22 protein-coding genes are annotated in these 21562 nt (G+C 70.2%); 19 read left to right on the top strand and 3 right to left on the bottom strand.

Annotated elements, in window-relative coordinates; genetic code table 11:
- The first annotated feature begins 14 nt into the window (after window positions 1-14).
- From L8M95_RS03610 to L8M95_RS03550, 13 genes are all read left to right on the top strand, one after another.
- Entirely contained in the window at window positions 15-803 is a 789-nt protein-coding gene (locus tag L8M95_RS03610; RefSeq protein ID WP_260488025.1) for an enoyl-CoA hydratase/isomerase family protein, read from the top strand.
- 58 nt (window positions 804-861) lie between these two features.
- The gene (locus tag L8M95_RS03605; protein ID WP_260488023.1) at window positions 862-1239 is read left to right on the top strand and encodes a Zn-ribbon domain-containing OB-fold protein; all 378 of its coding nucleotides are present in this window, start codon (window positions 862-864) and stop codon (window positions 1237-1239) included.
- Entirely contained in the window at window positions 1239-2396 is a 1158-nt protein-coding gene (locus L8M95_RS03600) for a thiolase family protein (RefSeq protein ID WP_260488022.1), read from the top strand. The genes L8M95_RS03605 and L8M95_RS03600 overlap by 1 nt, the downstream gene beginning before the upstream one ends.
- Window positions 2393-3607 carry an acyl-CoA dehydrogenase family protein gene (locus L8M95_RS03595; protein WP_260488020.1) on the top strand — a complete coding sequence of 405 codons (1215 nt, stop codon included), beginning with the start codon at window positions 2393-2395 and terminating at the stop codon, window positions 3605-3607. The genes L8M95_RS03600 and L8M95_RS03595 overlap by 4 nt, the downstream gene beginning before the upstream one ends.
- Window positions 3604-4590 (top strand): phosphotransferase family protein, encoded by a 987-nt coding sequence (locus L8M95_RS03590; protein WP_260488018.1) that lies wholly within the window; start codon window positions 3604-3606, stop codon window positions 4588-4590. Before L8M95_RS03595 ends, L8M95_RS03590 begins: the two co-directional genes overlap by 4 nt.
- Window positions 4591-4617: 27 nt before the next feature.
- A complete protein-coding gene (locus L8M95_RS03585; RefSeq protein ID WP_260488016.1) occupies window positions 4618-5847 on the top strand; it encodes an acyl-CoA dehydrogenase family protein in 1230 nt (409 codons plus the stop codon).
- On the top strand, window positions 5844-6608 hold the full coding sequence (locus tag L8M95_RS03580; RefSeq protein ID WP_260488014.1) for an SDR family NAD(P)-dependent oxidoreductase: 765 nt from the start codon (window positions 5844-5846) through the stop codon (window positions 6606-6608). The genes L8M95_RS03585 and L8M95_RS03580 overlap by 4 nt, the downstream gene beginning before the upstream one ends.
- A 1-nt stretch (window position 6609) precedes the next feature.
- A complete protein-coding gene (locus L8M95_RS03575; RefSeq protein ID WP_260488012.1) occupies window positions 6610-7374 on the top strand; it encodes an SDR family NAD(P)-dependent oxidoreductase in 765 nt (254 codons plus the stop codon).
- Entirely contained in the window at window positions 7371-8438 is a 1068-nt protein-coding gene (locus L8M95_RS03570) for an alcohol dehydrogenase catalytic domain-containing protein (protein WP_260488010.1), read from the top strand. The genes L8M95_RS03575 and L8M95_RS03570 overlap by 4 nt, the downstream gene beginning before the upstream one ends.
- 126 nt (window positions 8439-8564) lie before the next feature.
- The gene (locus tag L8M95_RS03565) at window positions 8565-10061 is read left to right on the top strand and encodes a class I adenylate-forming enzyme family protein (RefSeq protein ID WP_260488008.1); all 1497 of its coding nucleotides are present in this window, start codon (window positions 8565-8567) and stop codon (window positions 10059-10061) included.
- Between the two features lie 102 nt (window positions 10062-10163).
- On the top strand, window positions 10164-10784 hold the full coding sequence (locus L8M95_RS03560) for a TetR/AcrR family transcriptional regulator (protein ID WP_260488006.1): 621 nt from the start codon (window positions 10164-10166) through the stop codon (window positions 10782-10784).
- Window positions 10785-10863: 79 nt separating this feature from the next.
- Window positions 10864-11190, top strand: coding sequence for an EthD domain-containing protein (locus L8M95_RS03555; protein ID WP_260488004.1), 327 nt, complete (start codon window positions 10864-10866; stop codon window positions 11188-11190).
- Window positions 11187-12218: an MBL fold metallo-hydrolase gene (locus L8M95_RS03550; protein ID WP_312027442.1), complete on the top strand. Its 1032-nt coding sequence runs from the start codon at window positions 11187-11189 to the stop codon at window positions 12216-12218. The genes L8M95_RS03555 and L8M95_RS03550 overlap by 4 nt, the downstream gene beginning before the upstream one ends.
- A gap of 82 nt (window positions 12219-12300) precedes the next feature.
- On the opposite strand, the gene L8M95_RS03545 is transcribed toward L8M95_RS03550, so the two are convergent.
- The gene (locus L8M95_RS03545; protein ID WP_260488002.1) at window positions 12301-13050 is read right to left on the bottom strand and encodes an SDR family NAD(P)-dependent oxidoreductase; all 750 of its coding nucleotides are present in this window, start codon (window positions 13048-13050) and stop codon (window positions 12301-12303) included.
- 85 nt (window positions 13051-13135) lie between these two features.
- Window positions 13136-13603: a MaoC family dehydratase gene (locus L8M95_RS03540; protein WP_260488000.1), complete on the bottom strand. Its 468-nt coding sequence runs from the start codon at window positions 13601-13603 to the stop codon at window positions 13136-13138.
- A 68-nt stretch (window positions 13604-13671) separates the two neighbouring features.
- Here L8M95_RS03540 and L8M95_RS03535 point away from each other — a divergent pair, with 68 nt between their 5' ends.
- Window positions 13672-14388, top strand: coding sequence for a LysR family transcriptional regulator substrate-binding protein (locus tag L8M95_RS03535; protein ID WP_260487998.1), 717 nt, complete (start codon window positions 13672-13674; stop codon window positions 14386-14388).
- 64 nt (window positions 14389-14452) lie between these two features.
- Here the strand turns inward: L8M95_RS03535 and L8M95_RS03530 are convergent, their stop codons facing one another.
- The gene (locus L8M95_RS03530; protein ID WP_260487996.1) at window positions 14453-15067 is read right to left on the bottom strand and encodes a TetR/AcrR family transcriptional regulator; all 615 of its coding nucleotides are present in this window, start codon (window positions 15065-15067) and stop codon (window positions 14453-14455) included.
- Window positions 15068-15185: 118 nt separating this feature from the next.
- On the opposite strand from L8M95_RS03530, the gene L8M95_RS03525 reads away from it, so the two are divergent.
- The 5 genes from L8M95_RS03525 (at window position 15186) to L8M95_RS03505 (ending at window position 21501) form a co-directional block, all read left to right on the top strand.
- Window positions 15186-16874 (top strand): class I adenylate-forming enzyme family protein, encoded by a 1689-nt coding sequence (locus L8M95_RS03525; protein ID WP_260487994.1) that lies wholly within the window; start codon window positions 15186-15188, stop codon window positions 16872-16874.
- 1 nt (window position 16875) lies between these two features.
- A complete protein-coding gene (locus L8M95_RS03520; protein WP_260487992.1) occupies window positions 16876-18234 on the top strand; it encodes an MFS transporter in 1359 nt (452 codons plus the stop codon).
- A 63-nt stretch (window positions 18235-18297) separates the two neighbouring features.
- Window positions 18298-19371 (top strand): phosphotransferase family protein, encoded by a 1074-nt coding sequence (locus tag L8M95_RS03515; RefSeq protein WP_260487990.1) that lies wholly within the window; start codon window positions 18298-18300, stop codon window positions 19369-19371.
- Window positions 19372-19433: 62 nt separating this feature from the next.
- Entirely contained in the window at window positions 19434-20195 is a 762-nt protein-coding gene (locus L8M95_RS03510) for an SDR family NAD(P)-dependent oxidoreductase (protein WP_260489145.1), read from the top strand.
- Between the two features lie 100 nt (window positions 20196-20295).
- Window positions 20296-21501, top strand: coding sequence for an acyl-CoA dehydrogenase family protein (locus tag L8M95_RS03505; RefSeq protein ID WP_260487988.1), 1206 nt, complete (start codon window positions 20296-20298; stop codon window positions 21499-21501).
- The last annotated feature ends 61 nt before the right edge of the window (window positions 21502-21562 follow it).

Raw genomic sequence — 21562 nt, 5'->3', positions numbered from 1 at the left:
CGAAAGGAACGATCATGGTTGACACCGACCACGTGCTGTTGGAGAAGGACGGCGACGTCGCCCGCGTCTGGCTGAACCGCCCGCATGTCAAGAACGCCGTCACGGTGGAGCTCCTGCACCGCCTGGACGAGATCATCAAGGAGGTCGACGCCGATCCCGACCTCAAGGTCCTGGTCCTCCGTGGCGTGAACAACCAGTTCTGCTCGGGCTTCGACCTCAACGAGCTGCTGGGCGACTTCGTCGGCACCACCAACGCCATGGACGTCGGCGTCCTCTCGGCCCAGGTCTGTGACCGCCTCTACTCGATGAACACGCCGTCCGTGGCGGTCCTCGAGGGCTACGTCACCGCCGGCGGCTTCGAGCTCATGATCTCCTGCGACTTCGCGATCGCCGCGGATGACGCCAAGATCGGCGACTTCCACATCCGTCGCGCCCTGTTCGGCGGCGCCGGCCCGATCTACCGCCTCCCGCGGATGATCGGCCTGCGCAAGACCAAGGAGCTCATGCTCACGGGCAAGCTGCTCTCGGGCAAGGAGGCCAAGGACTTCGACCTCATCAACGACTCGGCCCCGGCCGACCAGCTCGACGAGTGCGTCGAGAACTTCATCGGACAGCTCACCGACAAGAGCCCGTTCATGATGAAGCTCACCAAGATGGCCGTGAACCAGGGCCTCGACGCCGACATCAAGTCGCTCATGATCATGGAGCACTTCGCGGTCGGCAACTCGCTGCAGTCGGCCGACGGCAAGGAGGGCGTCCAGGCGTTCCTCGAGAAGCGCGAGCCCAAGTGGGTCGGCCGCTGATCTGACGGTCTCATCACGGAGCGGGAAACGTCACAGGACAACAGGAGGACTGCACACCATGACCCAGAACGAGAACGAGTCGCCCCGGTTGCGGGGGAGTCGGTGTGACCACTGTTCGACCGTGGCGTTTCCCGCGTCCGTGAGCTGTCAGCGCTGCGGCGGAGCCGAGACGACCGGGATCGACCTGTCCACCACCGGGACGGTGTGGACCGCGACGATCCAGCGCTTCCCGCCCAAGTCACCCCCCTACGTCCCGCCGGCAGGCGGGTTCACCCCCTTCGCCGTGGGATACGTCGAACTGCCCGAGGGCGTGAAGGTCGAGGCGCTCCTCGACGGCACCTCTCCCGCCGAGCTGATCGGCAGCGAGGTCCACCTCGTCGAGGCCCATCCCGTGCCGCGCTTCTCCCTGGCGGCCACCACCACCGAGGAGAACTGATGTCGGACGTCTTCATCGTCGGCGCGGGACTGTCGAAGTTCGGACGCCAGGACGGGGTCACCGGCCGACAGATGGCCGTGACCGCCATCCGCACCTCGTTGGCGGACGCCGGCCTGGAGTGGAAGGACGTGCAGATCGCCTTCGGCGGCAGCGACGGCTCCGGCCTCGCCGACACCCTCGTCGCCGACCTGGGGCTGACCGGGATCCCCTTCACCAACGTCAAGAACGGGTGCGCCACAGGCGGTAGCGCACTGGTCTCGGCCATCAACGCGATCCGGTCCGGAGCCGCGGAGGTGGCCCTGGCCGTGGGGTTCGACAAGCACCCGCGCGGCGCGTTCGACCCGCGGGCCGAGGACTGGGGCCTCACCGAGGGGTACGGCACCCACGGGCTCATGGTCACCACCCAGTTCTTCGCCATGAAGATCACCCGGTACATGGCCCGCCACGGAATCTCCGAGACCACGCTCGCACGGGTGGCGGAGAAGGCCTACCGCAACGGCAGCATCAACCCCAACGCCTGGCGCCGCGATCCCAAGACCCTGGAGGAGATCGCCGCCTCGCCGATGGTCAACGACCCGCTCACCCAGTTCATGTTCTGCAACCCGGGTGAGGGCGGCGCCGCGATCCTGCTCGCCTCGGAGAAGGTGGCGGCCCGGATGGGCGGCCGCGCCGTGGCCGTCCGGGCCGTGTCCACCGGGACCCGCCCGTTCGGGTCGTTCGAGGTCTTCAGCCCCGCCGTGCAGGGCGACGGCGAGCCGAGCAGCGTGAGTACCGAGGTGGCCCGCCGGGCGTTCGAGACCGCCGGCGTCGCCCCGGCCGACATCGACGTGGCGCAGCTCCAGGACACCGAGTCCGGGGCGGAGATCATGCACATGGCCGAATGCGGGTTCTGTGAGGACGGCGAGCAGGAGTCCATGCTCGAACGCGGCGAGACCGAAATCGGTGGACGTCTCCCCGTCAACACCGACGGCGGCTGCCTGGCCAACGGCGAGCCCATCGGGGCATCCGGCCTCCGTCAGGTCCACGAGATCGTCACCCAGCTGCGCGGCGAGGCCGGCGACCGACAGGTCCCCGGGGCACCGCGGCTCGGGTTCACCCACGTCTACGGCGCGCCCGGGATCAGCGCCTGCACCGTTCTGGAAGGGGGCCGGCGATGACCGCCGCTACCGACACCCAGCCCGCGGGGCTGTCCGAGTTCATCGACTCCGCCCGCGACTGGCTGTCCACCGTCGCCTCGCCGCGCCAGGCCCGACCCTGGGGTGAGGGCTCCGACGCGGTGGTGGTGTTCGAGAACTGGACCCCCGAGCAGGAGCGCGAGGAGACCGACCGGCGCCGCGACTACGAGCAGGCCAAGTTCGACGCCGGCTTCGGCGCGCTGACCTGGGGTGCCGAGTACGGCGGCCGGGGCCTACCGATCGCCTTCGACCTGGCCTTCCGGCGGCTGGAGGCGGAGTACGACCTGCCGCAGCGGACCGAGATGTTCCCGGTCACGCAGCAACTCATCGCCCCGACCATCGCGCAGTGGGGCACCGAGGAGCAGCGCGCCGAGTACGTCCGGGCACTCCTGCGCACCGATCTGATCGCGTGCCAGCTCTTCTCCGAGACCGAGGCCGGGTCGGACCTGGCCGCGGTCCGTACCCGGGCCGTCGAGCGCGACGGACGCTGGGTGATCAACGGCGCGAAGGTGTGGACCTCCGGTGCGCCGGTGTCCGACTACGGCGTCGCCGTGTGCCGGACCGATCCCGACGTCCCCAAGCACCAGGGGTTGACCGTGTTCATCGTGCCGATGGACGCGCCCGGTGTGACGGTGCGGCCGATCCGCCAGATGACCGGGGGCAGCTCGTTCAACGAGGTCCTCCTGGAGAACGTCGAGCTGGATGACCGCTACCGTCTGGGCCCCGTCGGCGCCGGCTGGAAGGTCGCGCTGACGGTCCTGGCCGCAGAGCGCCTGGACTCGGGCGGACTCGGTCTCGAGAACGCCGACCGGGCGGTCGAGCTCGCGCGGAACCTCGGACGCGATCTCGATGCCCTCGAGCGCGACCAGGTGGCCGACCTGATCTGCCGGAGCTTCGTGCAGCGTCTGGTGGGGATGAGGGTCGCCGCCGCGGTCGTGGCCGGACGCGAGCCCGGGCCGGAGGCCTCCGTGGGCAAGCTCCTGGCCACGGACACGATGGCCCGCACCTCCGAGACGGTACGCACCCTGCTCGGTCCCGAGCTCGCGGTGCGCGGCGATCGCTGGGGCACCTGGGCCTGGACGGAACACGTCCTGGGCGCCCCGGGTTACCGGATCGCCGGGGGGACCGACGAGATCCAGCGAAACATCCTCGCCGAGCGTGTGCTCGGCCTACCCAGAGAGCCGAGGCCATGACCGCCGCCGACACCACCGAGACCACCCACGAGACACAGCTGCGTGACCGCGTGGTCGCCGGGCTCGAGGCGGCCGGCGTGTCCGGGCCCTTCGGAGCGCTCGACCCGATGCTCGGCGGGCATTCGGGCCTGACCTACCGGATCTCCGGCGCCGACGAGTCGTTCGTCATCAAGTCCGTCCCCCCGGGGCAGAAGGCCATCGGGCGTCACGACATGCTCCGTCAGGCCCGGATCATGACCGCGCTCGCGGGGACCGACGTGCCCGTGCCCGGAATCCGTGCCACCGACGAGACCGAGCCGGCGTGGTTCGCCATGGACCTGGTGCGGGGGGAGTCCCTCGAGCCGGTCCTGGACGACCCGGCCGTCGAGCCCACCCTGGCCGCGGCGCGGATGCGCCGCGCCGCGGAGGTCCTGCCGGTGTTGCACGCGGTACCGCTGGACTCTCTCCCGGTCGACGGCGAGGTCCTCTCGCCCGCCGACGAGCTCAGGCGTTGGGCCCGCACCATGGCCGCCGTGCCGCCGGAGCTGGTCCCCGACGCCGCGCGGTTCGAGGAGTTGCTGACCGCGCGGATCCCCGATGCGGTGGACCCCGTGCTGGTGCACGGCGACTACCGACTGGGCAACATCCTGTCCGACGGCACCGAGCCGGCCGCGCTCATCGACTGGGAGATCTGGAGCCCGGGGGACCCGCGGGTCGAGCTCGGCTGGTTCCTCGTCTTTGCCGACGGCACCAACTTCCCCGGCGTGGGTCGCGAGGTCGCCGGACTGCCGACGCCGGAGGAGCTCATCGACACCTACAGCGCCGCCGCCGGTCCACTCACCGACTTTACCTGGTTCGACGCGCTCGGCCGCTTCAAGATGGCCGCGATCATGGGCCACAACCTCCGGCGCCACCGCGAGGGCCGGCACCATGACCCGGCCCAGGAACTCCTCCCCGACACGATCAACCGCCTCATCGTCACCGGCATCGAACGCCTGGCCTGACGCGACACCCGAGAAACGAGACAGACCATGGATTTCGCGTATTCCCCGCGGACGGCGGAGCTCGCCGAGAAGCTGCAGGTGTTCATGGACGAACACGTGTACCCGGCCGAGGCAGTGTACGACCGCCAGGTCGCCGAGAACGAGAACCCGCACGAGCAGCCCCAGATCATGCGCGACCTGCAGCGCATCGCCCGCGAGCAGGGCCTGTGGAATCTCTTCATGGCCCACGGTGACCTCGGCGCCGGCCTGACGAACCTCGAATACGCCCCCCTGGCGGAGATCGTCGGCCGGTCGCTCATCGGCAACGAGGCGATCAACTGCTCGGCCCCGGACACCGGGAACATGGAGATCCTCGCCCTGTACGGCACGGCCGAGCAGAAGAAGCAGTGGCTGGAGCCCCTGCTCAACTGCGAGATCCGGTCGGCCTTCGCCATGACCGAGCCCGCGGTCGCCAGCTCGGACGCCACGAACATCTCCACGAGCATCGTCCGCGACGGTGACGAGTACGTGATCAACGGACGCAAGTGGTACGCCTCCGGGGTGATCGACCCGGACTGCAAGTTCATGATCGTCATGGGCAAATCGGACCCGGAGGCGAGCACCTACCGCCAGCAGTCGATGATCATCGTCCCGACGGACACCGCGGGCGTGACCATCGTTCGCGACCTGCCGATGCTCGGCTACCACGACCGGCTCGGCCACGGCGAGGTCCTGTTCGAGAACGTCCGGGTCCCCGTCACGAACATGCTCGGGGAGGAGGGCGGCGGATTCGCCATCGCGCAGGGGCGTCTCGGGCCCGGCCGGATGCACTACGCCATGCGCGCCATCGGCATCGCCGAGCGGGCGCTCGAGATGATGTGCCAACGCGCCACGGACCGCGTCGCCTTCGGTGAACCGCTCGCCAAGCGCGGCGTGATCCGGGAGTGGATCGCCCGCAGCCGCATCGAGATCGACCAGATCCGGCTCGTCACGTTCAAGGCCGCCTGGCTCATGGACACCCAGGGCAACGCCGCCGCCCGGTCCGAGGTCGCGGCGATCAAGATCAGTGCGATGGAGACCGCCCACCGGGTCGTCGACCGCGCGATCCAGACGTTCGGCGCCGCGGGTGTCAGCGACGACAACGTCCTCGGCCGGTTCTTCGCGTTGACCCGTGCGCTGCAGATCGCGGACGGGCCGTCGGAGGTCCACCTGCGCACCATGGCCCGCCTGGAGCTGAAGAAGTACACCCCGTCCACCACGTCGGAGGCATCGGCATGAGCTACCCGTCCACTCTTCTCGCCGGTAAGGTCGCCCTGGTCACCGGCGCCACCCGCGGACTGGGCAAGGCCATGGCCCTGGCTCTGTCCGAGGCCGGCGCCACCGTGATCGTCTCCAGCCGCAAGGCCGACCAGTGCGAGGCCGTGGCCCGCGAGATCTCCGAGGCGACCGGGACCGCCGCGCACGCGTTGGCGCTGCACGTGGGGGACTGGGACGCGATCGAGCCCGCGGTCGACAAGATCGTCGCCGACCATGGTTCGATCGACATCGTGGTCAACAACGCCGGGATAGCGCCCCTCGCGCCGACCTCGCTCGACGTCACCCAGGGACTGTTCACCAAGACGATCGAGGTCAACCTCCAGGGCCCGTTCCGTCTCATGGCGGTGGCCGGTGACCGGATGGTCAAGGCCGGGGGAGGCTCGATCATCAACATCTCCAGCATCGGTGCCGAGCGACCCAGCCCGCAGGAGGCCACCTACGCGGCGGCGAAGAACGGGCTCAACGCCCTCACCCGCGCCTTCGCCCAGGAATACGCCCCCACGGTGCGGGTCAACTGCATCATGCCGGGGGCCTTCGCCTCGGACATGGCGGCGGACTGGGACTCCGAGTTCCTCGGGCTGGTCGTGGGCCGTCTGCCCGCCGGCCGCCTCGGTGACCCCCGCGAGCTCGCCGGGATGGTCGTGCACCTCGCCTCCGACCAGGCCGGGTACACCACCGGCGCACTCATCCCGGTCGACGGTGGACGGACGGCGGTGTACTGAGATGGCCTCACCTGCAGAGCTGTTCGACCTGACCGGCCGCGTCGCCGTGGTCACCGGCGCGTCCTCGGGTCTGGGTGACGGGTTCGCCCGGACCCTCGCCGCGGCCGGGGCGACCGTCGTCGCCGCGGCCCGCCGAGCGGACCGTCTCGCCGCGCTGGCCGCGGACCTGCCATCCGTCGTGCCGGTCGAATGCGACATCACGGTCCCCGCCGACCGCGAGCGCCTCATCTCCACCGCATCCGGCATCAACGGTGCGGTGGACATCCTCGTCAACAACGCCGGTCGTCCGGGACCGCCCGACGCGCTCACGGAGTCCGCCGAGGAGTTCGACGACATCCTGCGCGTCAACCTCACCTCCGGGTTCCACCTGTCGGTGTCCGCCGTCAAGGCGCTGCCCGAGGACCGGGAGATGTCGATCATCAACGTCTCGTCGGTGGTCGGTCTGGTCTCCACCGCGCCCATCGGGGGCGCCGGATACGCGGCCAGCAAGTCCGCCGTCATCGGCACCACCCGCGAGCTCGCCGGGCAGTGGGGACGCCGCGGCGTGCGCGTCAACGCCGTGGTCCCGGGATGGTTCGACACGGAGATGACCGACGGACTGTTCACCAACGACAAGTCCGCCGGGTGGGTCCGCCGGAACTCGATGCTCGGTCGTGGCGGTCGCGCCGGGGAGGTCGACGGGGCGGTGCTCTTCCTCGCCTCGGGCGCCTCGAGCTACGTCACCGGTCACGTCCTCACGGTGGACGGCGGGTGGACCGCACGATGACCGGGGCGACGGGGACCGCCGGCCTGCCCGAGGTCATGCGGGCGGTCCGCCTGCACGAGTGGGGATCGGCCCCCACCCTCGACCGGATCCCCGTCCCGACGCCCGGTCCCGGTCAGGTGCTGCTGCGTGTGGACGCCGCCGGACTGTGCCACTCCGACCTGCACATTATGGACTCGGCGGCCGGCGTCCTGCCGTACGAACTGCCGTTCACCCTGGGCCACGAGGTCGTCGGCACCGTCGTCGCCGTCGGGGACGACCGCGACGGGGACTGGGTGGGCCGCACCTGCGGCGTGCACGGCGTCTGGTCGTGCGGAAAGTGCCGTAAGTGCCGCAGCGGCCGCGACAACTACTGCGTCGAGCTGACCGGACCCATCGGAGGCGGGACGGGGTACGACGGCGGCCTCGCCGACTACATGCTCGTCCCGTCGCCCCGCCACCTCGTCGAGGTCGACCCGGCCGCGGGGCCGGCACTCGCGCCGCTGACGGACGCAGGACTCACCGCCTACCACGCCGTCGCCGACCAGCCGCTCAACCCCGAGGGGGCGATCGTGGTGGTCGTCGGCATCGGAGGCCTCGGCCACCTCGCGCTCCAGGTGCTCGCGGCCCGGTCCCCGGAGGTGGTGATCGCGGTGGATCCGCGCGCCGCCGCCCGCGACCTCGGGCTCCGGCTGGGGGCCCACCACGCGGTCGGCTCGGTCGCCGAGGCACGTTCGCTCGTCGACGAGTTGTCCGGCGGGACCGGGGCGGACCTGGTCATGGACTTCGTCGGGTCCCCCGACACCCTCGACGCGGCCCCCGGGCTCATGGCGACCGGCGGGGCACTGGCCGTCGTGGGATCCGCCGGCGGGCGGTTGACCGTCGACAAGACCGGTTCGATGCCCCGCGGGTGGCGCGTGTCCGCGCCCTTCTGGGGCCCCCATCACCACCTGCGGGAGGTCTTCGATCTGGCCGCCGCCGGGAGCCTGAGCGCGGTGGTGGAGGTGCGGGGCCTGGACGACGTCCTCGAGGCGTATGAGGATCTGCGTCACGGCCGGGCATCCGGTCGCCTCGTCGTCGTCCCCTGATCGCGCGCCCGGCGCACCGCACCACACCAGACCGCAACCACACCGCACCCCAGCAGCACCGCCCCCGCCCGCATCGCCCGCCGTCGCCCGCGGACCCCACCCACAACCCCCGAGGAGAACGTCACCATGAAGCAGTTGGCCCGCGACGTCGTCGAACGCGCCGCCCACACCCCCGACGCCGTGGCGGTCGTGGACGGCGACGGGACCCACTCGACCGAGGCGGTCGTGCGCGCAGCCCGCGACCTCGCGCAGCTGCTGGACACCGCGGCGGACGCCCCGTCGACGGTCCTCATCCGCGCCGACAACTCGTGGCGGACCGTCGCGGCCGCGGTCGCGGTGGGCCTGTCCGGCGGGATGCTCGCCGTGATGAGCGGTCACGCGACGCGCTCCGAGTTCGACATCGCCATGGAGGACCTCCAGCCGGACATCGTGGTGGCCGACTCCCACGCCGCCGCGGTGTGGGGCCTGGCGGAGCAGGGCTTCGTCGCGGCCGGCGAGGCCCTGGACGGGTGGGGTGTCCACGGTCCGGCCGACGGGGTCTCCCGTGGGGTCGGGCGGTGGAACGGAGGGGCCGTCGCGGCCATGACCTCCGGATCGACCGGACGGCCCAAGTGCGTCATCCAGACCGAGGACGCCCTGCGCTACGCCGGGCGGTCCACCATCGAGGCCGTCGGGCTGGAAGCCGGTGACGCCGTGGGCGCCCTGGTGCCGCTGTCCTCGGCTGCCGCGATCTGCTTCGGGATGTACCTGCCGGCGATGCTCGGCGGGCCCATGATCGCGTCCGAGAAGTGGAACCCCGAGGCGGCGGTCGCACTCCTGCGCGAGCACCGTGTGGCCTGGACGATGCTGGTGCCGACCATGGCGCTGCAACTCACGCTCGTCGACGGCGCCGACGGGGCGCTGTCGGCCATGAAGGCCATGACGGTCGGCGGCGGGCCGATGAACCAGAACTCCCTGCGGGGCGCGGAGGTCAAGCTGGGCACGACCCTGCTGCGGGTGTTCGGGATGTCCGAGTGCCTGGGCCACACCACGCCGTCCCCGTCCGACGACGTCGAGACCCGCCTGGGGCGTGACGGTCGCCCGTTCCCGGGGACCGAGGTGCGCGTGGTGGGCGAGGACGGGGCCGCGCTGGGCGCCGGGGAGACCGGATCCCTCCAGGTGAAGGGCCCCTCGCTGTTCCTGGGATACGCCCGAGGGGGAGTGCCGGTGGCGCCCGACGTCAACGCCGAGGGGTTCCTGGCGACGGGCGATCGCGCCCTCATCCACGACGACGGAAGCGTGAGCATCCGCGGCCGGGAGAAGGACCTCATCATCCGCGGCGGGCGCAACATCGACATCAACGAGGTGGAGGACGCCCTCGCGGCGATCCCCGGCATCCACCAGGTGTGTGTGGTCCCGGTGCCCGACCCCGTGCTCGGGGAGCGGGCGGCGGCCCTCGTCGTCTCCGAACGCGAGGCGCTGAGCCTGGACGAGATCCGTCAGCACCTCGAGGCGGCGGACTTCCCCAAGTTCAAGTGGCCGGAATACGTCCGGACGGTCAGCGCGCTCCCGCAGTCCCGGGTGGGCAAGCTCGACCGCCGCGGTGCGGCCTCGCTGGCGGCCGAGCTCGTCACCGACGAGTAGGGGCGGCGATCCGCCGCCGGATCTGTTGGTCGAAGACCGTGTGAGCTGAACTCACTTTCGCTTAACCTGGAACGACTACACCGAGCACGGGGGGAATGCACGATGGCGACCACCACCAAGTCCAAGACCGACGGGCCACGTTCCAAGAGGAAGGTGATCCTCGACGCCGCCGTGGCCAATTTCGGCAGCGTCGGGTATGAACACACCAAGTGGGCCACGGTGGCCAGCGAGGTGGGTATCGGCCAGACCGCGCTCTACCACTACTTCGAGTCCAAGGCGCACTGCCTGCTCACCATCATGAGCACCGAGCTGACCCGGTATCACGAGCGGTTCGCCGTGGCGGTGCAGGATGCACCCGACGCGGAATCCGCTCTCCGGGCCGCTATCGCGAGCGCGTACGACATCACCGAGAGCGAGGCGCTCCAGGCTCGGATCCTGCTGCACCACATCGACATGCTCGCCTCGCCGCGCTCGTCGGAGCGGGAGGAGGAGGAGCGGGTGCGCGCGCGCGAGATGGTGCGCGTCGTCGAGCGGGACTGGAGCGGGCTGCTCGCGCAGGGGATGGCGTCCGGTGACTTCCCGGAGCGGGATGAGGTCGAGCTGGGACGGTACGTCCTGGGTCTGATCAACTCGGTGTGGAACTGGTACCGGCCGGGCAGGGACCGGACCCTCTCGGAGATCGCGGAGTCCGTGACCGGCGCGTGCATCCGGCTGGTGCACTGACCCGGTAGCCCGGCAGGGGAAACGGCGCGGTGCTACCGTGGCCGCTGAACATGAAGTGAATTCAAGTATGGAGGACCACATGTACAACCTCATCGTCATGGCATCCAAGCCCTCGGAGTGGACGCACGAGCAGTTCATCGACTGGTGGCGTGGCGAGCACGCTGATGTGACCTACCCGCTCCCGGGCCTGCGCCGGTGGTCGCACACGGCCGTCAAGGAGACCGGAGGGAACAAGCACTCGCTCGGCTGGGACGGTGTGTCGGTGCTCAGCTTCGACTCGAAGGAGGCCTACGACGCGATGCTCGAGAGCCCGGAGTGGGCCAAGGCCGCCGAGCACGTGGGTTCCATGGGGGGTCGCGCCATCATGGTGATGGGCGAAGAGCAGGTCATGGTCGACGGGTCGTGACCCGCGTGGGTGCGGACTGGACCGAGCTCGGCTGCCACCCGGTGACCGACTCGGTCCACCGGATCCCCCTGCCCATGCCGCAGGACGGGCTGCGCGCCATCAACGTCTACGTGGTCGAAGGTGTCGACGGGGTCTCGTTGATCGACGCCGGCTGGAACGTCCCCGGCAACCTGGAGATCCTGCGCGACGGTCTCGCCTCCATCGACGTGGGTCTGGACGAGATCACCGACGTCCACGTGACGCACATCCACCGCGACCACTACACGATGGGTCCCGAGCTCCGCCGCCGGGTGGGTAGCCGGATCCATCTGGGTGGCGGCGAGCGCCCGGGCCTCAGCGCGCTCCATGAGCTGCGCAGCGCCGTACCGGAAGACTCGCTCGCCGTGCTGGAGCGGGCCGGCGCCGCGGAGATCGCCGAGGCATCGAGGATCGACTCACTCGCCGAGCCGTGGATCGCCTCGGACTGGGAGATGCCCGACGAGTGGACCGAGCAGGGGCCGGTCTCCGTGGCCGGCCGACAGATGCAGGCTCGTCAGACCGCCGGCCACACCAAGGGGCACCTCGTCTTCGAGGACCCCGGACTGGGTGTGACGTTCACCGGCGACCACGTCCTGCCGAGGATCTCCCCGTCGATCGGCTTCGAGCTCGGCGGGTGGGACAACCCGTTGGGCGACTACCTCGATTCCCTCGAGGCGATGTTGCACCGCCCGGATACCGAGATGCTGCCCGCCCACGGGGCGGTGGGGGGGAGCGTGCACGTCCGGGTGCGGGAGCTGCTGGACCATCACGACGCCCGGCTGCGCGCGACGCGCGACCGGGTGCGTGCTCGCGAGGGGGCCACCGGCGCGGACGTGGCGGCGGGGCTGCCGTGGACGCGCCGCGAGCGGGCGTTCACCTCGCTCGACGGCTTCAACCAGATGATCGCGGTGTGCGAGACCGTCGCCCACCTGGATGTCCTGGTGGCGCGAGGCGAGATCGTCGTCGACGAGGTCACGGTGGACGGCGTCCAGCGGTACGTCACCGCCTGACGGGCCGGGTCGACACGGTGAACCGGCAACGGGCCCGCGGGGAATCTCCCCGCGGGCCCGCTCGCGTGCTATCGGACCGGGGTCAGCGCGCAGTCCAGCCGCCGTCGGCGTAGACCTCGGTGCCGGTCATGAACCCGGCGTCGTCGCTGGCCAGGAACGCCACACAGCCGGCGATCTCGGCCGGGGTCCCGAGCCGACCCATCGGTGTACCCGCGAGCATCCCGCGGTGTCGTTCGCTGCCCTCGTAGCGCTCGAGCAGCTGCGGCGTCTCGATGAAGCCCGGGTGCAGCGAGTTCACGCGGACGCCCCTGGTGGCCCAGTGGATGGCCGCGTTCTTGGTCATGGTCCGGACCGCGCCCTTGGCGGCGTGGTAGGCGAAGCTGTTGCCGAACCCGCCGACGCTGCCCAGGATCGAACACACGTTGACGATCGAGCCTCCGCCGGTCCGTTCGATCATCGTGCCCGCGTGCTTCATGCCCAGCCACACGCCGGTCTGATCCACGTCGATGACGCGTTGCCAGTGCTCCGGCGTCTCGTCCTCCACGGACTTGATGCTCCCGATCGCGGCATTGTTGACCAGACCGTCCAGGCGTCCGTGGGCCTCGGTGACGCGCTCGACCGCGGCGGTCCAGTGCGCCTCGACGGAGACGTCCAGTTCGACGGCCAGGTGGGGACCGGCCGGCAGGGCGGAGACCGCCGCGTCGAGGTCGGTGCCGGGGAGGTCGGCGACGACGACGACGGCGCCCTCCGCGGCGAGTCGGCGGCAGATCTCGGATCCGATTCCGCCGGTCGCGCCCGTGACCAGCACGACCCTGTCTGAGAAACGCTCCATGTCTTAGGCCCTTTCCGGCTGTCTCGGGGGATGTCCCGCCAGCGTAGCGTAGTTGAACTGAGTTCAGTACAGAAGAGGATGGGACTCAGTCGCCGGGGGGAAAGACCACCATCAGGGCCTCTGCCACGCACGCCGGGGTGTCGCGCCCCTCGACCTCGATCGCGTAGTGGACGCATCCCAGGACCCCGTCGGCCGCCGCCTCTCGCGTCCACGCCACCCGCCCGCGCGCGCGGATGCGGTCACCGGGGCGGACGTAGGACGGGAACCGCACCTTGTCCAAGCCGTAGTTGACCGCCCTGCCCACGCCTTCGAAGGTGAACAGCTCGGAGCTCAGGCGGGGGATGAGGGACAGGGTGAGGTATCCGTGGGCGACCGTCGTGCCCAGGTCGGTGTCGGCCGCCTTCTCGGCGTCGACATGGATCCACTGCCAGTCCTCCGTGACGTCGGCGAACGTGTCGATCCGTTCCTGGGTGATGGTGAACCAGTCACCCGCCCCCAGGTCGAGGTCCGCGGCTCGGCGGAACTCGTCGACGGTTCTGAAGATGTGGGTCATGGTGCCTCCGGTCGAGGGGTGGGACTGTACTGAATTGGGTTCAGCTGACGAGAGGTTACCGTTGGGGGGTGAACGACGACAGCGATTCCGTGGCGGGCCGCCTGGCCGTCGGTTATGTCCCCGGCGTGCAGCCCGACAAGTGGCTGACCCGGTGGCGGGAGCGCAACCCCGGCGTCCCCGTCTCGGCGCGGCGCGCGGGCGACCCGCGAGCGGAGCTCGCCGACTCCGCCGGGGCTGACGGTTTCGACGTGATCTTCGTCCGCGAGCCCGATGACGCACCGCGGTCGGCCCCGCCCGGCCTGCTCCGGGTTCCGCTGTACACCGAGACGATGGCCGTGTTGGCCGAGAAGGATCACGAACTCGGCGCTTTCGATTCGGTCGCCGCCGCGGATCTGGACGGCGAGCATTGGCTCGAGCCGGTGGACCCGATCGGCGCGACACCCGACGAGGTCTCCGCCGCGGTGGATCTGGTCGCCGCCGGCGTCGGGCTGCTCGTGCTGCCGCTGCCGTACGCGCGATCACTGAGTCGGCGGGACGTGGTGGTGAGGCCGGTCGAGGGGGTCCCCGCGACGCGGATGGGCATCGCGTGGTCGCCGGCGCGGGAGGGTGACGAGCTGATCGACGAGTTCGTCGGCATCGTGCGGGGTCGCAGGGCGGGTACGTCACGAGGTGCGGGGGAGCCCCCGCGAGAGAAGCGGACCGCGCGCGAGAAGACCGCCGCCAAGGCGAAGTCCCGGGCAGAGCGTGCGCCCAAGCCCACGGGCCGGGGTGCGCGGCGGCGCTGACGGCGCGGGGGCCGGATAGGGCGCGGGGCCGGATACGGGGTGGGGCCGGCTACGGGGTGCGGATTCAGACCCGCGCCGCACCGACCATGCCCCGGGCGAACTCGAGGTGTCGGGCGACGACGTCGTCGGCGGACAGTGGTCCGTCGGGGCGGTACCAGGACGCGATCGACACGCACAGTGAGGCGATGGCGCGCGCCGCGTCCTCGGGGTGTGCGCACGTGAACTCGCCGGATTCGATCCCGGCACGGATGGCGTCCTCGAGCATCTCCTGCTGGGCGTCGCGTTGCGCGATGTGGTGGGCCCGCACGTCCGGGTCCATGCTGCGCATCTCCGTGGACGCCACGAACGCGTGGTCGCGACGCGCCATGTGGAAGCGGGCCAGGCACTCGACGACATTCTCGAACCTGGTCACGGTGCGTTCCTCCGCGTCATCGGCGGCGGCCCGGGTGTGTGTGAGCATCTCCGCCATGGCCGAATCCACGACCGCGGCCAGGATCGCCTGCTTCGAGCGGTAGTGGTGGTACAGGCCCGGGACCGAGAGCCCGGCGGCTTCGGCGATCATCCTGATCGAGGCCCCGTGGTAGCCGTGCCGGGCGAAGACCTCCAGGGCCGCGCGTAGGGGAGTGGAGAGTTCGTCCGGGCCGAACTCCCGCCAGTCCGCCGAGGTCTTCTCACTCATCGTCACAACCCTATCCACCCTCTCGCTTGACACCTGATGTGGTGTGGGTAACACTATGGCACACCGAGCGATCGATCGGTCGGTAAACGGCAGAACGACCTGAACGAGAGGAGCGACGATGAGCCAGGAAGACCCGAGGCCATGGCGCACGCTGTATCGACCGGGGCTCGACGAGAGCCTGGTGACGCGGCGGGCGACGCTCGTGGACGCCTGGCGTGAGCGTGTCGCGTCCTCGCCGGAGCGGATCGCCATCGCGTACTTCGACAGCGGATTCTCCGCCCGCGAGGTCGACGCGATGGCGGATGCGCTCGCGACGGCCCTGCAGGTCCGCGGGGTCGCGCCCGGGGACCGTGTCGGCATCCACCTCCAGAACATCCCCCAGTACGCGCTGGCCATGCTGGCACTGTGGAAGATCGGCGCCGCCGCCGTCGTCCTCAACCCCATGTACTTCGGTCGCGAGCTCCGGCTCCCCGTCGAGGACTCCGGCGCGGTGGGGATCATCGCGACCGACCGTGACGTGCCCGCCATCCGCGACGCGGTCTCCGGCACCGCTGTGGCGTGGGTCCTCGGCACCAGCGAGCGGGATCTGCAGACCCGAAACGACCCCCGCGCGTTCGGCGACGACCAGCAGGTCGAACCCTCGCCGGACGGGGACCTGGTCTCCCTGATCCGCGAGTTCGAGGGGCGCACGCCCCAGCCCGCGGAGGGCACCCCCGACGATCTCGCGCTGCTCACCTACACCTCGGGAACGACCGGGCCGCCCAAGGGTGCGATGAACTCCCACGCCAACGTGATCGCCGTCGCGCGGAGCTTCGCCGACTTCGTGGGGCTCGTGCCGGGCGACGTGGTGCTCGCGATGGCGCCGTTGTTCCACATCACCGGTGCCGTCATCAACGCCACCCTCGCGCTGGTCAGCGACTCCACCCTCGTCTTCGCCGGACGTTTCCGTCCCGAGGTCATGCTGGACGCGTTCCGCGAGCACGGGGTGACGTTCACCATCGGTTCGATCACCGCCTACAACGCGCTCATGCGCCTCGACGAGGCAGGCCCGGAACACTTCTCGGCGGTCAAGACCCTGTACAGCGGCGGGGCGCCCATCCCGCCGTCGACGGTCGAGCGCTTCGAGGAGCGGTTCGGCCACTACATCCACAACGGGTACGGCATGACCGAGACGACCTCCGGGGTCATCGCGGTGCCGCCCGGGCTCCGGGCGCCGGTCGACGACGCGAGCGGCACCCTGTCCATCGGCGTCCCGCTGCCGGGGATCGGCGCCGAGGTCGTCGGCGTGGACGATCAGCCGGTGGCACCGGGCGAGCAGGGCGAACTCGTCCTGTCGGGCCCGCAGATCGTGTCCGGGTACTGGCGCAACGAGTCCGCGACCGCGTCGACCATGCCCGGCGGTCGCCTGCACACCGGCGATGTCGCCGTCATGGACGCCGACGGCTGGGTCTACCTCGTGGACCGCCTCAAGGACCAGATCAACGCCTCCGGGTACAAGGTCTGGCCCCGCGAGGTCGAGGACGCCCTGTACGAGCACGACGCCGTGTTCGAGGCCGCCGTCGTGGGACTTCCCGACGAGTACCGCGGGGAGAAGGTCGCCGCGTTCGTCTCCCTCAAGGCCGGGCGGGCCGCGACCGAGGACGAGCTGATCGCCTTCGCCGCCGAGCGGCTCGCCGCCTACAAGCGGCCGGCCGAGGTGCACGTCGTCGGTGAGCTGCCCAAGACACAGACCGGGAAGATCCGGCGTCGCGAACTCCGCGACGACCACACGCCACCCCACCCCTCCACTACCACCGAAGGACACTGACATGGCCGAGGCCACCATCAACCCCGAGAACCGCGGGAGGGTCGGCGACACCGCCGTCGTCCCGAAGCAGTCCGACACGGGTAACCGCGGTAACGTCCGCTCACTGGCCGCCAGCACCACCGGCCAGCTGTTCGAGTGGTACGAGTGGACCGCCTACGCGGTCTTCGCCCCGTACATCGCCGCGGCGATGTTCAACAACGAGAACCCGGTCTCGGCGCTGCTGGCGACGTTCGCCGTCTTCGCCGTGGGCTTCCTCATGCGCCCGCTGGGCGGCATCGTCTTCGGCCGCATCGCCGACGTCCGGGGCCGTAAGTTCGTCCTCATCACCACGATGCTCATGATGGCCGGTGCCAGCCTGCTCATCGGTCTGCTCCCGACCTACGGGACGCTCGGGATCGTCGCCTCGGCGCTGCTGCTGCTGTGCCGCATGATCCAGGGCTTCGCGCATGGTGGCGAGTCGGCCACCGCCTACAGCTACGTCGCCGAGATCGCGCCTCCGCACCGTCGCGGCATGTGGGGAAGCCTCGTCTTCGTCGCCATCATGGGCGGCACGGTCATCGCCTACGGAATCGGCGGCACCATCACCGCCGTCCTGTCCGAGTCCGCGGTGGGCGAGTGGGGCTGGCGTGTCCCGTTCCTGCTCGGTGCCGTGTTCGCACTGTTCGTGCTGTACCTGCGGTCCGGCATGGAGGAGTCCGACGTCTTCGACAAGGCCGCCGAGGCCGCTGCCGCCGATCCGAACTCCCCGGTCGCCACGTTCTCGCGCCGCAAGCTCGCCGGTGCCATCGCACTGGTCGTGGCCATGGTCTCCGGTATCACGGTCGCGCACTACACCTGGAGCTCGTACGCCTCGACCTTCGCAATCACGCAGCGTGACATGGATTCACAGGCCGCGTTCTGGGCGATCTTCGGCAGCCAGCTCATCGCCCTGTGCACGCTCCCGCTGTGGGGCCTGCTCTCCGACCACATCGGGCGCCGTCCGGTCATCTTCATCTTCGGCGTCGGCACGATCATCACCACCCCGGTGCTCATGGGGATGATCGACGAGCGTCCCTGGACGCTGTTCCTCGCCTCGCTCATCGCCATGACCCTGGTCGCGGCCGCCGGTTCGATCCTGTCCTCGTTCATGTCCGAGGCGTTCCCCACCAAGATGCGCACTGCCGGCATCGGGTTCGCGTACTCGCTGTCCGTCGCGGTGTTCGGCGGCAGTGCGCCCTACCTCAACGCCCAGTTCATCCAGTGGGATCTGTACTGGATGATCAGCGCCTACATCATCGCCCTCTGCGTGGCGACGATGGTCGCGACCGCCTTCATGAAGGAGACCCGGGGCCACGACCTGCACCGTGTCGGCCACAACTGAGCGTCGGCCACAACTGACCCGAACCACCCGCCCGGTCGCCCATCAACCGCGAGGATCCACGCCATGACCACTTCATCGTCCGAGTCCACGGGACTGTCCGTCGACCAGTTGCTCCGCCCCGACGTCGTGGGGCCGAAGATCGCCGAGGCCACAGGGGAGCAGGCCTGGGCTGACTTCGACGCCGACCTCATCGCCGGCGGCAAGTCCAATCTCACGTTCACGCTCCGCTCGGACGCCGGGGAGCTGATCCTGCGGCGCCCGCCGACGGGCGAGCTCCTGCCCAGCGCGCACGACATGGGCCGCGAGGCGCGGATCCAGCTCGGGCTGGCGGGCACGGGCGTACCGGTGGCGAAGGTGGTGCTCAACGAGACCACCGGCGAGGACCTGGGCGTGCCGTACTACGTGATGGAGAAGGTGGTCGGTCACGTCATCCGTGACGTGCTACCGGCCGGCTTCGCCGAGAGCGACGACGACAAGGCGGCGATGGCGGACGCGCAGATCGACGCGATGGTCGCACTTCACGCGGTGGATCAGAACGCGGTCGGGCTGGGGGATCTCGGTCGCCCGGACGGCTATCTGGAGCGGCAGTTGCGACGCTGGCTCGGGCAATCCGAGAAGGCGTCCGACTCCGTTCGAGCCGACCGGCTGCCCGACCTGGCCGCGCGTCTCGGCGAGAGCATGCCCACCTCGCCGTCGTCGCGGATCATCCACGGTGACTACCGGCTCGACAACTACGTCGTCGACCCCGACGACCCGGGGCGGATCAAGGCCATCCTCGACTGGGAGCTGTCCACGCTCGGCGATCCGGTCGCCGACCTGGCGCAGACGGTCCTGTACTGGGGCGACCCTGACGGGCCGACGGTGCCGCTCATCCCGAGCATCACCACCGAACCGGGGTGGCCCGGCCCCCAGCGCCTCCTCGACCGGTACTGCGCGGCGACCGACACCGATCCGTCGCACATGCCGTGGTACCTGGCGTTCGCCGTCTTCAAGTTCGCGGCGATCGCCCAGGGCGTGGCGACCCGCTCCGAGGCCGGCGACATGGCCGGTCAGGACTTCGGTGACATCGGCCCGCAGATCCGCGAGCTGGTCGACCACGGCCACTCGATCCTCGACTCCAGGAAGGTGACCAACTGATGGCCGAGTCTTCATCCGCAGCGCCCACCCCGGTCGATCCCCGGACCGGACCGCAGTCGGCGCTGCCCGTGCTCGACCGCTTCCGGCTGGACGGCCGCGTCGTGGTGATCACGGGCGCCTCCTCCGGGCTCGGGGCCGGTTTCGCGCGGGCCCTGTCCTCGGCCGGTGCCACGGTCGTCCTGGCCGCCCGGCGCCGTGAGCGCCTCGACGCCCTCGCCGAGGAGCTCCGTGCGACCGGGGCGGTGGCGACCACCGTGGCCTGCGACGTCGCGGACCCCGAATCGTGTGCGGCGATGGTCCGCGCGGCGATGGACGCCCACGGGCGCATCGACGTGCTGGTCAACAACGCGGGCATCGGCACCGCCGTGCCCGCTCTCAAGGAGACCCCCGAGCAGTTCCGCAGCGTGGTCGACGTCAACCTGAACGGCGCCTACTGGGCCGCCAAGGAGTGCGCGGCCGTCATGGAGCCGGGCGCGTGCATCGTCAACGTCGCGAGCGTCCTGGGTCTCACCGCCGGCTTCGCCCCCCAGGCCGCGTACTCGGCGACCAAGGCGGCCGTGCTCGGACTGACCCGCGACCTCGCAGCGCAGTGGGGCAGCCGCCGTGGCATCCGCGTCAACGCGCTGGCCCCGGGGTACTTCGCCTCCGAGATGACCGACGAGATCCCGGAGAAGATGCTCGCCGACATCACCGGCAGCACCATCTTCGGTCGGCTGGGGCTGCAGCCCGAGCTCGACTCGGCGCTGCTGTTCCTGGCCTCGGACGCCTCGTCCTTCATCACCGGGACCACGCTCGTGGTCGACGGTGGGATGACTATGCATTGAACTGACTTTGCACTGAACCAACCCTGCACTGACGCAGGCACCTCTTCCCTCATCCCGCCCGCGGCGGGCAGCCGCGGATCGCTTCTACAGGAGTAATGACATGGAATTCGCTCACAGTCAGCGCAGCATCGAGCTGCAGGAGAACATGTGGGAGTTCATGCGGGAGCACGTCTTCCCCGCCGAGCCCGTCTGGGCCGAGTACCTGCGCGAGCACGGCGACAACGCCTACCCGCCGGTCATGGAGGACCTCAAGGCCGAGGCCCGTCGCCGGGGCCTGTGGAACCTCTTCCTGCCCGAGTGGTCCGGGATCTCCAACCTCGAGTTCGCCGCGGTCTCGGAGATCACCGGGTGGTCGCCCGTCATCGCCCCGGAGGCGATCAACTCGCAGGCGCCCGACACCGGGAACATGGAGACCTTCCACCTGTTCGGCACCGACGAGCAGAAGGCCAAGTACCTCGAGCCGCTCAAGGAGGGCAAGATCCGCTCGGCGTACGCCATGACCGAGCCGGACGTGGCCTCCTCGGACGCCACCAACATCCAGACCGTGATCCGTCGCGAGGGCGACGAGTACGTGATCAACGGTCGCAAGTGGTGGATCACCGGCATCGCCGACACCCGCTGCGAGATCCTCATCGTCATGGGCAAGACCGATGAGTCCGCGGAGACCCACCGGCAGCAGTCGATGGTCCTCGTGCCCCGGGACACCCCGGGTCTGACGATCGAGCGCAACCTGCCGCTGTTCGGGTACCAGGACCAGCACGGTCACTGCGAGATCGTGTTCTCCGACGTGCGGGTCCCCGTGTCGAACCTCCTCGGCGAGGAGGGTGCCGGGTTCGCGATCGCCCAGGCCCGTCTCGGGCCGGGCCGCATCCACCACGCGATGCGCGCCATCGGCATGGCGGAGCGGGCGCTGGCGCTCATGGTCGACCGCGCCAAGTCCCGGCACGCGTTCGGCGGGTCGCTGGCCAGCCAGGGCGTGGTGCAGGAGCACATCGCCAACTCGCGGATCGAGATCGACCAGGCCCGCCTGCAGGTCCAGCACTGCGCGTGGATGATCGACACCGTCGGCGCCAAGGAGGCGCGGTTCGAGATCTCCGCCATCAAGGTGATCGCCCCGCAGGTCGCCTGCGCGGTGATCGACCGGGCCATCGAGATCTTCGGCGGGGCCGGCGTCTCCGGTGACACCCCGCTGGCGTACTTCTACGCCTGGGCGCGTGCGCTGCGGATCGTCGACGGCCCGGACGCCGTCCACCGCCGCACCATCGCGCGGGGCGAGCTCAAGCGGACGCCGCCGTACATCGGCTGAGCGTGATGCGCAACACTGACAACACCCGGTCTTCCCGGACCGGATACTCACCGTTCAAGAG

The organism is Dietzia sp. B32, assembly GCF_024732245.1.
In the GTDB taxonomy this organism is placed as follows: Bacteria; Actinomycetota; Actinomycetes; order Mycobacteriales; family Mycobacteriaceae; genus Dietzia.
This window is presented reverse-complemented; position numbering and strand designations above follow the sequence as displayed.